Annotated in this window: 18 protein-coding genes; all 18 read left to right on the forward strand. The window is 51.0% G+C overall.

Translation table 11 applies throughout. The features are described 5' to 3' along the window. Positions 1-10 precede the first annotated feature (10 nt). The 18 genes from hfq (at position 11) to AC6F7T_RS01400 (ending at position 17,292) form a co-directional block, all read left to right on the forward strand. Positions 11-244, forward strand: coding sequence for an RNA chaperone Hfq (gene hfq, locus AC6F7T_RS01315; RefSeq protein ID WP_500716155.1), 234 nt, complete (start codon positions 11-13; stop codon positions 242-244). An 88-nt stretch (positions 245-332) separates the two neighbouring features. Further along, positions 333-1,643: a DUF512 domain-containing protein gene (locus tag AC6F7T_RS01320; protein ID WP_500716156.1), complete on the forward strand. Its 1,311-nt coding sequence runs from the start codon at positions 333-335 to the stop codon at positions 1,641-1,643. Between the two features lie 117 nt (positions 1,644-1,760). Continuing rightward, positions 1,761-3,986 (forward strand): heavy metal translocating P-type ATPase, encoded by a 2,226-nt coding sequence (locus AC6F7T_RS01325; protein ID WP_500716157.1) that lies wholly within the window; start codon positions 1,761-1,763, stop codon positions 3,984-3,986. Beyond that, positions 3,983-4,468 (forward strand): TIGR00725 family protein, encoded by a 486-nt coding sequence (locus tag AC6F7T_RS01330; protein WP_500716158.1) that lies wholly within the window; start codon positions 3,983-3,985, stop codon positions 4,466-4,468. Before AC6F7T_RS01325 ends, AC6F7T_RS01330 begins: the two co-directional genes overlap by 4 nt. Then, a complete protein-coding gene (locus AC6F7T_RS01335; protein ID WP_500716160.1) occupies positions 4,465-5,547 on the forward strand; it encodes a DHH family phosphoesterase in 1,083 nt (360 codons plus the stop codon). The genes AC6F7T_RS01330 and AC6F7T_RS01335 overlap by 4 nt, the downstream gene beginning before the upstream one ends. 48 nt (positions 5,548-5,595) lie before the next feature. After that, the gene (locus AC6F7T_RS01340) at positions 5,596-6,654 is read left to right on the forward strand and encodes an N-acetylmuramoyl-L-alanine amidase (RefSeq protein WP_500716161.1); all 1,059 of its coding nucleotides are present in this window, start codon (positions 5,596-5,598) and stop codon (positions 6,652-6,654) included. Beyond that, the gene (gene rph, locus AC6F7T_RS01345) at positions 6,651-7,388 is read left to right on the forward strand and encodes a ribonuclease PH (RefSeq protein WP_500716162.1); all 738 of its coding nucleotides are present in this window, start codon (positions 6,651-6,653) and stop codon (positions 7,386-7,388) included. Before AC6F7T_RS01340 ends, rph begins: the two co-directional genes overlap by 4 nt. Continuing rightward, a complete protein-coding gene (locus tag AC6F7T_RS01350) occupies positions 7,385-7,984 on the forward strand; it encodes an XTP/dITP diphosphatase (protein WP_500716163.1) in 600 nt (199 codons plus the stop codon). The genes rph and AC6F7T_RS01350 overlap by 4 nt, the downstream gene beginning before the upstream one ends. Positions 7,985-8,047: 63 nt before the next feature. Continuing rightward, positions 8,048-8,461: a nucleoside-diphosphate kinase gene (gene ndk, locus AC6F7T_RS01355; RefSeq protein WP_500716164.1), complete on the forward strand. Its 414-nt coding sequence runs from the start codon at positions 8,048-8,050 to the stop codon at positions 8,459-8,461. Positions 8,462-8,735: 274 nt separating this feature from the next. Then, the gene (rlmN, locus tag AC6F7T_RS01360; protein WP_500716165.1) at positions 8,736-9,782 is read left to right on the forward strand and encodes a dual-specificity RNA methyltransferase RlmN; all 1,047 of its coding nucleotides are present in this window, start codon (positions 8,736-8,738) and stop codon (positions 9,780-9,782) included. 19 nt (positions 9,783-9,801) lie between these two features. Continuing rightward, on the forward strand, positions 9,802-10,686 hold the full coding sequence (mtnP, locus tag AC6F7T_RS01365) for an S-methyl-5'-thioadenosine phosphorylase (RefSeq protein ID WP_500716192.1): 885 nt from the start codon (positions 9,802-9,804) through the stop codon (positions 10,684-10,686). An 18-nt stretch (positions 10,687-10,704) separates the two neighbouring features. Beyond that, positions 10,705-11,616 (forward strand): PfkB family carbohydrate kinase, encoded by a 912-nt coding sequence (locus AC6F7T_RS01370; protein ID WP_500716167.1) that lies wholly within the window; start codon positions 10,705-10,707, stop codon positions 11,614-11,616. A 68-nt stretch (positions 11,617-11,684) separates the two neighbouring features. Beyond that, a complete protein-coding gene (locus tag AC6F7T_RS01375) occupies positions 11,685-12,176 on the forward strand; it encodes a hypothetical protein (protein ID WP_500716169.1) in 492 nt (163 codons plus the stop codon). Between the two features lie 20 nt (positions 12,177-12,196). Beyond that, positions 12,197-12,961, forward strand: a complete 765-nt coding sequence (locus AC6F7T_RS01380) for a tetratricopeptide repeat protein (RefSeq protein ID WP_500716171.1) — start codon at positions 12,197-12,199, stop codon at positions 12,959-12,961. A 290-nt stretch (positions 12,962-13,251) separates the two neighbouring features. After that, positions 13,252-13,701, forward strand: a complete 450-nt coding sequence (locus AC6F7T_RS01385) for a universal stress protein (RefSeq protein ID WP_500716172.1) — start codon at positions 13,252-13,254, stop codon at positions 13,699-13,701. 242 nt (positions 13,702-13,943) lie between these two features. Continuing rightward, positions 13,944-15,539 (forward strand): FAD-dependent protein, encoded by a 1,596-nt coding sequence (locus AC6F7T_RS01390; protein WP_500716174.1) that lies wholly within the window; start codon positions 13,944-13,946, stop codon positions 15,537-15,539. Continuing rightward, the gene (locus tag AC6F7T_RS01395; protein ID WP_500716175.1) at positions 15,536-16,672 is read left to right on the forward strand and encodes an HD domain-containing protein; all 1,137 of its coding nucleotides are present in this window, start codon (positions 15,536-15,538) and stop codon (positions 16,670-16,672) included. The genes AC6F7T_RS01390 and AC6F7T_RS01395 overlap by 4 nt, the downstream gene beginning before the upstream one ends. Continuing rightward, complete coding sequence (locus tag AC6F7T_RS01400) at positions 16,672-17,292, forward strand: MBL fold metallo-hydrolase (protein WP_500716176.1); 621 nt, start codon at positions 16,672-16,674, stop codon at positions 17,290-17,292. The genes AC6F7T_RS01395 and AC6F7T_RS01400 overlap by 1 nt, the downstream gene beginning before the upstream one ends. Positions 17,293-17,299: the final 7 nt, after the last annotated feature.

The raw sequence follows: 17,299 nt of genomic DNA on the forward strand, positions 1-17,299 counted from the left end.
AGGAGCGGACATGGCCAGGTCACCATTTAATATTCAGGATCAGTATCTTAATCAGGCCCGCAAGGAGCGCGTAAAAGTCGTTATTATTTTGATGTCTGGTGAGCGTCTGACCGGCTATATCAAGTCTTTTGACAGCTTTTGTATTCTGGTGGAGAGTGATGGGGATATACTGATTTACAAGCATGCTGTCTGCACCCTGACCTCGTCCGATGGTACCTTCCGTCTGCATGGTGAGCGGGATTGATGGCCAGGTTAAATTGATCTTAACTTTTTAAGTTTTTTAACAAGGGCGGTGCCGGCGGTGCCGCCTTTGCTGTTAGTGGGATGACCGCATGATTGCAATAGAACGAATTGAACCCGGCAGCTTTGCCGATGAGGCTGGTCTTTGTCCTGATGATTTGCTTGTTACTATCAACACCCTGCCGATGAACGATCTGGTCGACTATTATCGTGCTCTGCAAGCGGACCATCTGGTGATTGAGGTGTTTCGCCAGGGTGAAATTCTGGTTGTTGAATGCGAGAAATTTGAGGACGAAGAAATCGGCCTTGAAGTGGCTCACCCGGAGCCGCACCAGTGTGGAAACCAGTGCCTGTTCTGTTTTGTCCATCAACTCCCCAAAGGATTGCGCCGCAGCCTCTACATCAAGGACGAGGATTACCGCTTCTCTTATCTGTATGGTTCTTTTATTACCCTGACCAATACCAGCGAAGCGGATCTGCAGCGTATCACCACTGAAAAGCTTTCTCCCTTGTATATTTCCGTTCATGCGACCGACCCCCGGGTACGTAATCATCTGCTCGGTTGTCAGGTTCCGGCGATTGTTCCATTGCTTGAACGACTGGCTGCAGCAGATATCCAGATGCATTGTCAGATCGTTCTGTGCCCGGGTATCAACGATGGTACCGTACTACAACAAACTATCGATACCTTGGCGGGTTTATATCCGCAGGTCGCTTCCATAGCTGTGGTGCCGGTCGGCCTGACCCGTTATCGTCAGCATTTGCCTGCCCTGCGGGTGCCAAATCAGTCTGAAGCGCTTCATTGTCTTGAACAGATTGATGCTTATCAGCGGAAATTTATGGAAAAATTAAGAACGCGACTGGTTTATGCCGCTGATGAGATGTATCAACTGGCCGCGACCTCACTACCCGAACTTGATGCCTACGAAGATCTTCCGCAGTTGGAAAATGGGGTCGGGTTGACGGCGCAATTTCGCGTTGAAGCTGAAGAAGTCCTGCTGGAAGCAGAACCCCTTAATCTTGACGCTGCCGTTATTGTTACTGGACGGTCATTTGTAAGCCAGATGCAGGACATTGCTGCCCGTCTGGCTTTACGCACCGGAATTGACATCGAGGTAGTGGCTATCGATAACGAATTTTTTGGACCTGATGTTACGGTTGCCGGACTGGTCACCGGCATTGATCTTGTCAATCAGCTTCGTGGTATTATCAGGGGACGGCCGTTACTGCTGCCCAATGTCATGTTAAAGGCGGATGAAGAGCGCTTTCTGGATGATATGCATATTGATGCGTTACGCTCTGCCCTGGGTGTGAGCGTTGTGGCTGTTGATTCATCCGCCTGGGGTATGTTGGAAGGATTGGAGTTGCTGGCTCAGGGGCCAATTGATGTTATCCGCTGTTAGCATCCGGCAACCCATCATCTACCCTTTCCCCCCCCCGGTTTGTTGACGCATCCAAGCCCTGTGCCCTATCACTGAATTTGCCTGATTGCAGGGCCCTGGATTCCTGGAGGACAGACAATGACAGTAAAAAATCCGGATTCTGCTGTAACCGGTCAGCAGCGATTACGATTCTCTGTAGGTGGCATGAGTTGTACGTCCTGTGTCGCAACGGTTGAGAAAAAACTGGCATCTTTGCCAGGGGTTGATCATGCCAGTGTGAATCTGGCCGGCAATTTTGCTCAAGTCACCTTCGATGCGCAGCTTGTCAGCCCGGATGAAATTTATGCTGCCGTTGAGCAGGCGGGCTTCAGAACCCTGGCTGAAACGGAAGAATCCAGGGTTGATGCCTCACGTAAAGACTTGCTGATGGTGCTGATCGCAGCTGCCGGCGGCATTCCCATCATGTTGATGATGTTTACCCCCATCCCGTATCGGCTGGAGCTGATCATTGGCGGTATGCTGGCGACCCTTGTGCAATTTACCGCCGGGCTGGGGTTTTATCGCAGTGCCTGGGCTGCTCTTAAAAATCGTACGGCCAACATGGATGTGTTGGTGTCTCTGGGAATCAGCGCAGCCTATGGTTATTCGATGCTGGCGTTATTCGGCTTGCTGGGTGACGAGGTTGCGGTTTTTTTTGAAACCAGTGTCATGCTGATTCTTTTTATCCGTTTTGGTAAATGGCTCGAATCTCGCGCTAAAGGACGGGCAGGAGATGCTCTGATAAAACTTCTGCAGCTGCAGGCAGATACGGCTGTTCTGCTGGTCAATGGTAAAGAAAAAAGTATTCCGGTAGAGCATGTCAGGCCGGGTGATCTGCTCTTGGTGCGGCCCGGGGATACCATTCCGGTGGATGGCGAGGTGGTTGCAGGAACGGCCGCTGTTGATGAGTCGATGATTACCGGTGAAGCGGTTCCCGTTCACAAGGAGCCGGGGGCAACGGTCGTTGGCGCAACGATTAATCGTAGTGGATTGCTGCAGATTCGTGCGACCCATGTTGGTGAAGATGCGGTGCTGGCTAAAATTGTTCGTCTGGTGGAAGATGCCCAGGCTGACAAGGCCCCGATTCAACGGTTTGCCGACCGCGTATCCGGCTTCTTTGTCCCGGTGGTTGTGGTATTGTCGCTGTTAACCTTTGTTGTCTGGTATCTGGTAGTCAGCGCACCCTTTCTCACTGGTTTCCAGATGGCCATCGCTGTTGTTGTGATTGCTTGCCCCTGTGCTCTGGGTTTGGCAACCCCGACGGCCATCATGGTTGGCAGCGCTGTCGGACTTGAGCGCGGCATTCTGTATAAAAAAGCTTCAGCACTGGAGACGATTTCCAAGCTCGATATCATGTTGCTGGATAAAACCGGTACCCTCACCAGTGGCGGTTTCAGCGTTGATCAGGTCATTTCTTGTGGTGAGCTGCCAACGGAAGAAATTCTGGTTCTGGCCGCAGCACTGGAGCAGGGAAGTAACCACCCCCTTGCCCAGGCTGTGGTTACCCAGGCACAGAACGCTGGGCTGACCATTCCTTCACAGCTGAAAAACCTCGATGAGGTCGGCGGTCAAGGAGTACGCGGGCGTGTTGCCAGTCAATTTGTTATCTGTGGTAACCGCGCGCTGATGGAAGATGCCGAGATTGCTGTCGCACCGGTTGAGGAGCGCCTCAAGCAAGCCGGGCTGCTTGAAAAATCATTAATTTTTGTTGCAGTTGAAAAGCAGTTGCAGGGTGTGATTGCTTTATCCGATCAAATTCGACCCGCAGCTGCAATGGTTGTTGCGCACCTGCAACAACTTGGCATCAAAACGGTAATAGTCAGTGGCGATCGTCGCGCAGTAGTCGAGCAGGTTGCAGCCCGGCTCGGCACAGACCGGGCGATCGCTGAAGTCACCCCCGATCAGAAACTGGAACTGGTCAGAGAATATCAACAGCAGGGGCGGCTGGTTGGTATGGTAGGTGACGGTATTAATGACGCCCCGGCGTTGGCCCAGGCCGATATCGGCATTGCCATTGGTAGTGGAACTGATGTCGCGCGGGAAACCGGCGATCTGGTGTTGATGAGCGCTGACCTGTTCGATCTCGTCCGGGCGGTGGAATTAGGTCGGCAAACACTGAAAAAAATCAAACAAAACCTGTTCTGGGCATTTTTCTACAATCTCTCATTTATCCCTCTGGCTGCCGGGATTTTTTATACCCATTACGGGCTTTACCTGAAGCCGGAATATGCTGGTCTGGCCATGGCGCTTTCCAGTGTCTGTGTGGTATTAAACAGCCTGACCCTTAAAGGTATGGCCAGGCGCCTGCGGGAGATCGGTTTATGATGGGGTCCGGCTCACAACGATTAATTATTGCTATTATCGGGGCTGCGGATGCGACTCAAAGCGGATATGAAAAGGCCTATGAGGTCGGACGACTGCTTGCCCGGCGCGGTGTGGTTCTGGCCTGTGGCGGATTGGGAGGTGTCATGGAAGCCGCTTCGCGTGGCTGTTACGAAGCCGGCGGCGAAGTTATCGGGATTTTACCCGGCTCCAGCGCGGCAGATGCCAACCCTTACGTGACGCATCCTGTCGTCACGGCCATGGGACATGCACGTAATGTTATTCTGGTGCAAACGGCAGCAGCGCTCATTGCCATCGAAGGAGGGTATGGTACCCTCGCGGAAATCGCCATCGCCCGTAAACTTGGCAAACCCCTTGTTCTGCTTGACAGTTGGCAGGATATTGATAAGACTTCGACTGTTGATTCAGCACAACAGGCAGTTGATTCTGTTTTTTCTCTTCTCGGCAGGGATCACAATAAATGACAATCAACGTAAAAACAGGTCAAGCGAATGGCACTGATTGCCCGCTTCCTCTGGAAAACGTTGACCTGATCGGTCAGGTGATTGAGTGGGTGCGTGGGCGAGGCAAGGTTGTTATTGTTACCCATGACAACCCCGATCCCGATTCCATCGCCGCGGCTGTTGCCCTGCGCCATCTGCTGGTTATTAAAACCGGTCAAACCGCTGTACTCACCTACGGGGGCGTGATCGGTCGCAGTGAAAACCGTAACATGGTTCAACAGCTCGAGATTCCCATGATCCCCATCAGCGAACTAGAGCTGAAGCAGTTTCAGGTTGTCTGCATGGTCGATACTCAACCTGATACCGGCAATAACTCGTGGCCTGCTTCTCTGCCGGTTCATTTTATTATCGATCATCACCGTTCAAAATCGGATCTTTCTCATGTTTGCTGGGTCGATATTCGCGAAAACTATGGCGCGTCGGCAACGATTCTCTATGAGTATCTGACCTCACAAGGGGTTGTCATCAATACCCGCCTGGCCACCTGTCTTTATTACGCCATTAAGTCCGAAACCCAGGATCTCGGACGCGAATGGTCCAAAGCTGATCGTGATGCTTATTTAAAGTTGCTGCCGTTGGCTAACAATCGAATTCTTTTCAAGATTATTCACCCACAGGTGTCGGCGGCCTATTTTTCAGCTTTTCGCCGGGCCATTGATAGTGCCCGCATCTATGACAGTGCCCTGGTTTTTAACCTCCATCATATCGACAATCCTGATCTTGTTGCGGAGTTGTCAGATTTTTTACTGCGCTATAAGGGAGTCAATTACGTCTTGGGGATGGGATGGTTTGCGGGTACCCAGATCCTGTCAATGCGTTCCCTTGATCCTGATGCCAAGCTCGGGCTGGTTATTCAGGAAATGGTGTCAGGTCTGGGAACGGCAGGCGGTCATGGTATGGTTGCCGGTGGTCAAATCCGCACGATGAAAATAGAACAAAAGGCACAGGACGAACTTGAAGAAATCTTGACCCGACGCATGTTGAAAGCGCTGGATATGAATGCTCAGTCAGGTCGGCCCCTGGTGCCTGCGCACGATTGACAGCTGCAGGATACCTGGGCTATAACCTTGCGCTTTGAAGGAGTTGCCATGCGTTTTGTTTTGCTTTTATGTTGTTTTCTGATCTTCAGCACAACGGCTTTTGCTGCTGTTGAAATCACCATGCGCGGGCAACAGGCGGCGGTGATTGAGGATGTCTATCGGCAGCAGGGTGTATCCTATGTCGCTCTGGAAGATATCCTCAAGATTGTTAATCTGACCGGCCACTGGGATTCCGTCGCCCACACTTATCGTATCCGTACCAATCGCGGTTGGGCCGTTTTAACCCCTGCCAGCGGTTATCTGCGTATCGGCGATAGCTTTTATCCCATCCAGGATAAGCCGGTCTTCATTGATGGCCGATTACGTGTTTCTGAAAGCTTTATCCAGTCGCAATTAGCCCAGTTAGCCGGCCGGCCTGTTTTTTTTCGTCACCTTGAGCCGCAACAACCTGTAGCCACCGAGACACAGCGTGATGGACTGGAAGCTCTGTTTGATCGTCTATTACGTCGGGCAGAAAGCAGTCGTGGACCGGTCATCCGCGCAATTGCCATTGATCCGGGCCACGGCGGGTTGGACACCGGAGTCATTGCCCCCGATGGTTACAACGAAAAACTGCTGACTTTTGAGGTTGCTGACCGTCTTGCCCGGCTCCTGCGTATGCGCCTGGGTGTCCCGGTGTATGTCAGTCGCAGCGGCGATTATGATATCAGCCTGGATCAACGGCTGGAATCGGCGTTGCGCGAAGATGTTGATCTGTGGATCCTGCTCCACGCCCAGACATCTTTTTCTCCAGAAGTCAGGGGGATCGATCTGTTGGTACGTGACGAAGATGAACCGCTCAACCCTTCTTTGGGTAGTATGGTATTAGCTCAGCACCTATCAGACGCGATGAAAAAAAGTGAACTTGAGGTAAGAGGGGTTTATTCCTCTTCGTTATTATCCCTGGGCCGTGGCATTCTGCCCACTGTACAACTTGAAATCGGCTATCTGAGCAACCCCGATGAGTTGCGTCAGTTGCGGCAGGAAAACTATCAAAACCGTCTGGCACAATCTGTTTTTGACGGTATCCAGAATTATATCACTCTGTTAAGGGAAACCCGCCAATGATACATTCCAATCAATCTCGTCCTGACGGCCGCCAACCGGATCAATTACGTCAGATCAGTTTTCAGCGTGGGTTCACGCGGTATGCCGAAGGATCTGTGCTGGTGAGTTTTGGTGAAACCAAAGTGTTGTGCAATGCCACAGTAGAACAACGCGTCCCGCCTTTTATGCGTGGTGAAGGACGCGGTTGGGTTACGGCAGAGTACAGTATGTTGCCACGTGCCACTCATACCCGCTCCATGCGTGAGGCAAGTAAAGGCAAACTTTCCGGGCGCACCCAGGAGATCCAACGTCTGATCGGTCGTTCCTTGCGCGCAATTACTGATCTGAAGGCTATGGGGGAAATCACGGTGCAAATCGATTGTGACGTACTACAGGCTGACGGCGGCACCCGTACGGCTTCTATCACTGGTGCCTATATTGCACTCCATGATGCCCTGGCCGGGCTGGTCAAACAGGGAAAGCTCAAAAAAATGCCGCTCCTCGACAGTGTTTCTGCGATCAGTGTCGGTATTGTTAAAGGGGGACCGATCCTGGATCTGAACTACGATGAAGATTCCAGTGCCGACGTTGACATGAATTTTGTCATTACCGGTTCAGGGTGTTTTGTCGAAGTGCAGGGTACCGCCGAAGAGGTGCCCTTTAGTGCTGCGGAATTGGACGCTATGCGGGATTTCGCCCTAGCTGGTTGTAACGATTTAAAGCAATTGCAGCAAGCTGCCCTGGGCAGCCAATGATGAAACTGCTGGTGGCGACAACCAACCAGGGTAAGTTGCGCGAATTAAGGCAATTACTGGCCCCTCTTGCCCTTGATCTGGTGGGGCTGGATCAGCTTGACGATCCACCCATTGTTGAAGAAGATGGAGTCACTTTTAAAGATAACGCCATAAAAAAGGCGTTGACCCTGGCGCGTTTTTCCGGTTATCCAGCCCTTGCTGATGACAGTGGTCTGAGTGTTGATGTGTTGGCCGGTGCTCCAGGCGTCTTTTCCGCCCGCTATGCTGGTGAGCAGGGTGACGATAAAGCCAATAATCTGAGGCTGGTGAAGGAGTTGCAGCGGATTCCTGTGAACCAGCGTAAAGCACATTTTCACTGTTGTATCGCCCTGGCCTGGCCTGATGGGCGCTGTTCAACGGTAGAAGGACGGGTTGACGGGTTGATTATTGACCAGGAGCGCGGCATCAATGGCTTTGGTTATGATCCCCTGTTCCTGGTACCGGAATACGGCAAAACCATGGCCGAGCTGCCGGTTGAGATTAAAAACCGTATCAGCCATAGAGGACGAGCCCTGCAGCAATTGCTGCCGTTGATTGCAGACATCATTCACCACTGATCGAATATATGAACCTTAACCGGCACTGCGTTAATGCGGGCCACTATCCAGGAGGAAAGAAGAATGGAAAGAACATTTGCGATCATTAAACCCGATGCTTTTGCCGCCGGCCATGCCGGGCAGATTCTCGCCCGTATTTACGCCGAAGGCTTCAAGGTGGTCGGTTTGAAAAAACTTTACCTGAGCAAGGTCGAGGCGGAAGGCTTTTATGCCGTCCATAGTGCACGCCCCTTCTTTGGCGAATTGACCGACTTCATGAGCAGTGGCCCTTGTGTGGTCATGGCGCTTGAAGCAGATAATGCCATCCGTAAATGGCGCGACTTGATGGGAGCAACCAACCCGGCCGAAGCAGCGGAAGGCACATTGCGCAAACAATTCGGTATCTCCATAGGTGAAAATGCCACCCATGGTTCCGATGCTCCTGAAACAGCAGCTTTTGAACTGGGGTATTTCTTTAGCGGCCTTGAATTGCTGTAACGTTGTTTTTAGGTAACTGTTCAGCGCCGGATCTTCGGATCCTATGTCAAGGGACGCGATTGTTTCCCGTTGGGTCATCCATGACCGCTTGTTGTCGCCATTCATGGCGACAAACACCCCTGCCACAGGACCCAAAGGCCCTGCACCAGGATAGTGGTGAATAGTTACGTTTTTAGTATAAAACTTGTTTATCATGCAGCCCTTCGGTACACTGCCGAAGGGCTTGAATTTTATGAGCTCCAGGCGTTCTGATCAGTTATAGGGCAGGGATTTTGTGGACGATAAAATTGATCTGAAAAATATGACCGACGCGGATCTGGCGACCTATCTTGCCAGACTCGGGCAACCAGCATTTCGTGCCGGGCAATTGCTCAAATGGATTTACCAGCAGCGGGTCACTGATTTTGCTGAAATGACCAATATCAGCAAGGCGCTGCGGGAGAAGTTGTCAGCACACTGCCGGATTTCAACCTTGACTCCAGTCACTGTCCAGCAGAGTCGGGACGGTACGCGCAAATATCTGTTTCAGCTTGAAGATGGTGCCACGATCGAAGCGGTACGCATCCCGATGGAAACCGAAAAAGCGACCTTGTGTATTTCAACCCAGGCAGGTTGTGCCATGGGTTGTACTTTCTGTATGACGGCAACTTCCGGTTTGTTGCGTAACTTAAGCGTTGCTGAGATCGTCAATCAGGTGTGCGCTGCCCTCGAAGATGGGCCCATCGGCAATATTGTACTGATGGGGATGGGAGAGCCGCTGCATAACCTCGATAATGTCGTAGCCGCGCTGAATATCCTGTATCTTGATGAGGGTCTTGGTTATGGCGCGCGGCGTGTTACCCTCTCGACCTGCGGCCTGGTACCTGAGATACTGGAGCTTAAAGAGCGCATCAAGGTGAATCTTGCCGTGTCCCTTAATGCTGCCGATGATGAGGTACGCAGTCGTCTGATGCCGATCAATAAGCGTTTTTCCCTGGCTGAATTGATCCCTGCCTGTGTTGAGTTCAGTCAGCACAACAAACAACGAGTGACCTTTGAGTACATCCTTATCAGAGGGGTAAATGATTCGTTGGCGATGGCAAAAAAGCTGGTGAAACTGCTACATCCGGTGCGTTGTAAAGTAAACCTGATCGCCTTTAACAAACATCAGGGTGCCGATTTTGAATCACCTGATGATAATACCGTCAGGGCGTTTCAGAGCTATCTTCTGGATCGCGGCATGATCGCAACCTTGCGTGCCGGCAAGGGCCGTGATATTGACGCTGCCTGTGGTCAACTGAAGGGGAAAATGGACAAATCCAGTGTTGAACGATGCTGCTGACGAACAAGGAGATTTGATGATGAAAACACCAGTGGTCGGGGTGATAGGTGGTAGCGGGCTTTATGAGATTGAAGGGCTTCAGGAGGTTAAGGAGGTTGCTCTTGAAACCCCTTTTGGCGCCCCATCAGATCTATTCATTACGGGCACCCTGGACGGGATTGGGATGGTTTTTCTGCCTCGCCATGGTCGTGGCCATCGTTTTCTTCCGTCAGAAGTGAACTATCGTGCCAATATCTTCGGCATGAAAAAACTTGGGGTGACTCAGATTATCTCGGTGTCAGCTGTCGGCAGCATGAAAGAAGAGATTGTCCCCGGTCATATTGTCATTCCCGACCAGTTTTTCGATCGTACCCAGGGCAAGCGTGCATCAACCTTTTTCGGCCAGGGAGTCGTCGGCCATATCCAGTTTGCCGACCCGATTTGTGCCGACCTGGCTGCAATCCTCGAAAAATCCGCGCGTGCGGTTGGCGCAACCGTGCATGCCGGCGGAACCTATATCTGTATTGAGGGACCTAATTTTTCTACCCGGGCGGAATCACATATCTATCGCAGTTGGGGGGTTGATATTATCGGCATGACCAATATCCCCGAGGCACGTCTGGCGCGCGAAGCAGAGATGTGCTACGCCACCGTGGCGTTGGCAACCGATTATGATTGCTGGCACGATGGGCACGATGATGTATCGGTTGAAGCGGTTCTCAATATTATCCGACATAATGTGGCAACCGCGCGCGCGATTATCAAAACGGCGGTTGGACAGCTTCGCCAACAGCAGCTAAGCTGTAACTGTGACAAAGCGCTGGAATTTGCCATCATGACCGATAAAAGCCTGATTCCGGACGAGACTCGACAAGCGTTGGCACCGATTATCGGTAAATATATCAATCAGAATGTTTCGTTTTAATATGAAGGAATTGGTCACGTGAGTATCCTTGTCGTCGGCAGTGTTGCCCTTGATTCCATCGCTACCCCTTTTGGTCAGGTTGAAGAGATCCTTGGGGGTTCTGCCTCTTATTTTTCCGCTTCAGCCAGTTTTTTTACCGACGTTAGTCTGCTGGCGGTTATCGGTGCAGATTTTCCCCAGGAACATGTTGATTTTTTGAGTTCACGAAAGGTTAACCTCGACGGCTTGATGCGGGTTCCGGGAAAAACCTTCCGCTGGCGCGGACGTTACGACTACGATCTCAACGAAGCCCATACCCTTGATACCCAGCTCAACGTTTTTGAAAACTTCAAACCACAATTGCCCGAACACTATCGCCAGGCTGAATATGTTTTTCTGGCTAACATTGACCCTGATATCCAGCGTGAAGCATTAAGCCAGGTCGCGGCCCCCGGGGTGGTTGCCTGTGATACCATGAACTTCTGGATCGACGGCAAGAAAGAAGCTTTGCTGCGTACCCTGGCATTGGTTGATATCCTGATTATCAATGAAGCGGAAGTCCGGCAACTGGCGCAAGAACCCAATCTGGTCAAGGCGGCCGCCATTGTTCGCAGTTATGGCCCCAAGACCCTTGTTGTCAAGCGCGGTGAATACGGCGTGCTGATGTTTGGTGAAGGATCGATCTTCGCAGCACCGGCTTTTCCACTGGAAGAGGTTTTTGATCCGACCGGTGCGGGTGATACCTTTGCCGGCGGATTTTTCGGCTATCTGGCGGCCACACGTAACCTGAGCGAAGCGAATCTACGCAAGGCGATTGTCTTTGGCACGGTGATGGCGTCATTTACCGTAGAAAAGTTCAGCCTCGAACGTCTCAAGGAAATCAACCACCAGGACATCTCCGATCGTTTCACGAGAATAAAGCTGTTAACCGATTTTGCTGGTCTGGATTAGTAACGGTTTTTTTTGGTTCCAGGTTTTTTCAGATGATACTGATTGCCACCATCATCTCGGGGTAGCCAATGTTTATTCAGCATAAACAGCTAAATTTTCTTTCTGCTCCTGCCACCAAGGTCACCTATCTGCAATCATCGCCGTCGGCGATTCAGCTGGCCTTCAGCGGTTATCCGCCCCAACCCTGCCGTGCGTATCTGTTGCAGTTAGGTGCTGGCGGTAAAGCGCTGGTGATGGTTGCTTTTTATTTGTTGGAATCGCATACCTCGATATTTTTTGTCCCGGAAAAAGGGGAGGTGCCCTGCACCGAGGCCACAACCATTTACGAAGAAGGCAACGAATTTGTCGAATCGATGGGCTTTGTTTTGACAGAATCAGATTTTCACCTGCTGTCACCTGCAGACAAGCAGAACTATTGGAGTAAAATACCTATTACTCAACCCCCCGAGGCACTGGTTATCAAACAGGAGGGTGTTATCCTCAGCAAAAAAGAGGAAGATTTACAGCTTTTACGTGACAAAAGCCTGGCCAGCCTTGGTCGTTATCTGGCCTCAATGTAACCCCATTGGAGTACCTCTCTATGACAAAAAATCTGCCTGGTTTTCTACTGGTTGCTGTGCTTGTTCTTACCGGATGTGCCGGCACGACCAATCGTATGGCTGAAAACCGTCATCAAGCCGATGTGCACCACAAACTGGCAGAGGCCCATTTGCAGGCAAATAATCCCAGTGCGGCGCTGCGTGAGCTGCTCCAGGCGGTTGAGCTCGATGCTGCCAATGCCGCCATTCGCGCATCCCTGGCACAGGCCTATCAGGAGCGTCGTGCCTATCGGGAGGCTGAAACTCATTACTTGGAGGCGATAAGGCTTTCCACTAATGATCCACGTTATGAGAACAACCTGGCTAATCTTTACCTGGTCATGGAAGAGTGGGATAAGGCAATTATCTATTTTGATCGTGCTGCTAATAACCTTCTTTTTGACAGTACCCACATTGCCATGACCGGTAAGGGGTACGCTTTTTTGCAACAAGGTGACTATGCTTCGGCCCTGCAAGCTTTTCGCGAGGCGATCATGATGATGGCGAACTTTGCCCCGGCCCATTACTATCAGGCCGAAGTATATCGTTTGACCGAAGAAACAACTCTGGAAAAAGTAGCCTTGCGTCGCACTATCGAGCTGGCACCGGAACTGGTGCAGGCCCGTTATCGTTTGGCGGTACTGTTCCTGCGTGACGGCAACTATTCAGGAGCAAGGCAACAACTAGAGATTATTACCAATTTTGTTCCCGATTCAGACGAAGGCAGAATGGCTGCAGAGCTGATCAAAACTCTTCCTCAAGAATAACTGCCTGAAACAAGTGTTTTTTGTGATGCTTCGCTCCCTGGCCTTTAATGCCGGCATGCAGACACATGGATTCATGCAACGATTCTGCGCGCAAGATTGAGAAATAGTGATGGCTGCCAAGCCGGCATTCACCGTCTCTGGTGCTGAAACAGCAAAAAAAACTACTTGTAATTTCGGTGGTATTTCCGGGCGAAGGTTACTAAAGGTGCCTTGACAGGCAGCGTTTCAATGCTACAATTTCAAGTGTCTGATTGTCAGTTAATGCGTCATCTTTAAGCGAGGAGGTCAGCATGAAAGACTTTACTGCCATTCTGGTTGCCGTCGATTTTTCTGAAAGTTCCAACAACGCTTTTCAATTGGCATTGAATATGGCCAATAAATATTCAGCACGGCTGATTCTGCTTCATGTCATCAACGAACCGGTCGATCTGCGCGGTTTTTATGTCCCGCATATATCTTTTGAAAAGCTCGAAGAAGAGATTGAGCAAGGGGCAAAAAAACTGATGGAAAGCTTCTGCCGGCAGCATTTGGGTAACTACGAGAATTATGAAACGGTTATTGTGCCGGGACTGCCCTATGAAAAGATTATCCATCAGGCACAGGAACTTGCGGCTGACCTGATTGTTCTGGGAACCCACGGACGTACTGGTCTCGACCATGTTCTCTTTGGCAGCACCGCAGAAAAGGTGGTACGCAAATCGCCACTGCCTGTTCTTACCGTGCGTTTGCAGAATGATTGACAGATCGACCTTAGCGCTCTATAAATATCGTTCAACCGAGCAGCCGCAAGGCTGCTCTTTTTGTATCTGTTGAACATGGGACTGGGTCTATCACGCCAAGGGATACTTTGCGCCATCCAGGGCCGTTCGACTGTCGCCGTCCATGTCGACAGACACCCTTGTCATGATAGACCCAATGCCGTACAAAGTGGGTGCTGAATAATCACCTGCTTTTAACCTTCTGGTTGCGTTTTAGGACTGATATGGCATTGCGGATTCGGGATCTGACCCTTGAACTGAACGAAGAGGAAGCGCATCTCGGTAATAAAATCGCTACTGTGCTCGGCTGTCAAGCGGATCAGATTCAGCACTGGAAAATTCTACGCAAAGGTATTGATGCCCGCAAAAAATCACGCATATTGAGAGTTTATACTGTTGAGATTGAAGTAAAGAATGAAGAAAGGTTTTTAGCTGAATTTGGTTCCTGTCTAAAGCTCGAACAGTCGATTGAGGATGTCCCGCTGATTATTGATAAGGCGGCACAACCGCTTCATGTTGTTGTCGCTGGGATGGGGCCGGCCGGACTTTTTTGTGCTTTGACGCTTGCGGAAAGTGGCTGTCAGGTCACATTGCTCGAGCGTGGCAAACCGGTCGAGCAGCGCTTGCTGGATGTGCGACGTTTCTGGGCTGAGGGTATTCTGGATGACAACAGCAATGTGCAATTTGGCGAAGGTGGCGCAGGCACATTTTCTGATGGCAAATTGACCACCAGGCTGAATCATCCAGGTATCAGCCGTATTTTGGCCAGCCTGGTTGCTATGGGTGCACCGGCTGATATTCTCTACCAGGCCAAACCCCACATTGGTAGTGATCGTTTACGGCAAGTACTTATCCACTTTCGCCGGCAGTTGACGGATTTAGGTGTCCATGTCCGCTTTTTAAGCACACTGACCAATTTTACCATGAGTCAGGGACGCGTTGTGGCGGCCGTGGTCAACCATGACGAGCAGCTGTCTTGTGACCGGCTGGTCTTGGCTCCGGGGCATAGTGCCCGCGATACCTATCAGATGCTGGCAACTGCCGGTGTCAAACTTGAACCCAAACCTTTTGCTATCGGTGTAAGGGTTGAACATCCCCGGGAATTGATTAATCAGATTCAATATGGTTTGGCTGATCATCCTTTGCTGCCGGCGGCCGACTATCGTTTAACCTGGAATGATCCTGACAGCGGTCGTGGTATCTATTCCTTCTGCATGTGCCCTGGCGGTACGGTTATCAACGCTGCCTCTGAAGCCGGCGGTGTAGTGGTCAACGGCATGAGTGATTATCGCCGCGATGCCCCTTTATCTAATAGCGCGCTGGTGGTAACCGTAACCCCCGCTGATTTCGATGATCATGATGTGTTGGCCGGGATGGAGTTTCAGCGACGCTGGGAACGGGCAGCCTGGCAGGCAGGAGAACCCGGTTGGCGTGCTCCGGCGCAACCACTGCTGGAATTTCTCCATGGCCGCGGTGGGCGTCTGCATTCAAGTTGTCGTCCCAACGTTGTTCACGCGAACCTTGATGACTGTTTGCCTCCTTACGTTGCCAACGGCTTACGTCGTGCGCTACCATACTTTAATCGCAAGATGCGTGGTTTTGTCAGTGAGGAGGCAACCCTGATCGGCGTCGAGACGCGAACTTCCGCTCCCTTACGCATCCTGCGTGATGCAACAGGAGAATCACTCAGCCATCGCGGCCTGTTTCCTGCCGGAGAAGGCGCCGGCTATGCCGGAGGGATCATGAGTGCTGCCCTTGATGGCCTGAATACGGCAGTTCATATTTTACATTCAGCACAGACACAGATGAGGACCAGGTGAAAGAAATATACGTCAATCAAATTAAAGAACGAGATCGCGTCAACAGCATTTTTCTGGTGCGTGACAAGATCACCGCCATGGCAAAAAACGGCAAACCCTATATGACCCTCAAATTAATGGACAAAACCGGCGAAGTCGAAGCCAAGGTCTGGGATCGTATCGATGAACTGTCAAGCCTGTTTGCTGCTGACGACTTTATTCGCGTTGATGCCAAAGCCAGTGTTTATATGGGAAAAATGCAGCTGGTTGTACAACAACTTGAAAAAATTGCTGAAGAATCTGTCGATATCGGCGACTTTCTTCCGGTCAGCAGTCGTTCTGCCGAAGAAATGCGAGGTGAGCTTGACCAGTTACTTGGTTCGCTGAAAAATCCCTACATAAGGGATTTGTTGCGCGCCTTTTTTGACGACCCGGAATTTTACCGCCTCTATTCACGGGCACCAGCGGCAAAGTCGATGCACCATACCTATATTGGTGGTCTGCTCGAACATTCCCTGGCGGTGGCGGCCCTTGCCCTTGATGTCGCCAAACGCTACCCCCAGGTTAATCGGGATCTGCTGATCAGTGGTGCCATGCTTCATGATGTCGGCAAGGTGATGGAATTATCCTTTGATCGTTCCTTCGGTTACACTGATGAGGGAAAATTGCTCGGTCATATTGTTATTGGTGTGCAGATGATTGAAGACCAGGTGCGCGCCATTCCCGGCTTTCCAACCGAACTGTCAATGATGATCAAACATTTGTTGTTATCACACCATGGCCAATATGACTTTGGCTCGCCTAAACGGCCAAAATTTCTCGAAGCGGTTATCCTCAATTTTATTGATGATCTGGACTCAAAAATCAACGCTGTACAGTTACATGTTGAAAAAGAACAGCAGTCCCAAGGGTGGACATCCTATCATCGGCTTTTTGATCGTTATTTCTATATGGGGTACGAAAGCGAAGAGGCGGTTCTGCCGTCCGAACTGCCGCAACCAGGAGCAACACCTGCTCCATCAGCAACAAAAGAGCGGCTCGACAGTCGGCGTGACCGTCGTCATGATCGCCCGTTAGGCGCAACCCTGGGTGAACAGTTGAAAAACCGGAATCTCGATCTGTTTTCGCTGATGAATGAAAAAGGAGAAAATTGATGATATTGACCAGTCTGCCGACCGGTCCTCTCGAGGTAAATTGCTATATTGTCGGCAGTGAAAATACCGGCAAAGCTGCGGTGGTTGATCCCGGCGGCAATGTTGAAAGCATCCTGGAGATCGTGCGCCGGCATGATTTGACCCTCACCATGGTGATCAACACCCATGGCCACTTTGATCATATCGGTGCTAATCGGTCACTGATTGACAAAACCGGTTGCGAGCTGCTGATCCATCAGGATGATGCCCCCTTATTAGAGCGCGCTGCCGAGCATGCTGCTTTGTTTGGCCTGTCTACCAGCAGTTCGCCGAAACCGACTCGGTTATTGACGGATGGGGAAATGATCATACTTGGAGACTTGTCGATCAGAGTCATTCATACCCCGGGACATTCGCCCGGTGGTGTTTGCCTGCATGTTGGTGACTGTCTGTTTGTTGGCGATACCCTGTTCAGCGGATCGATTGGTCGTACTGATCTTCCGGGCGGCAACCATCAACAACTGATTAACAATATTAAAGAAAAACTTTTGTGTCTGGCCGATAAAACCAAAGTTTATCCCGGCCATGGTCCGGCGACGACGATCGGTCAGGAAAAGCGCTATAATCCCTTTTTGACCTAAAGGCTTA

It is taken from the genome of Pelovirga sp. (assembly GCF_059864205.1).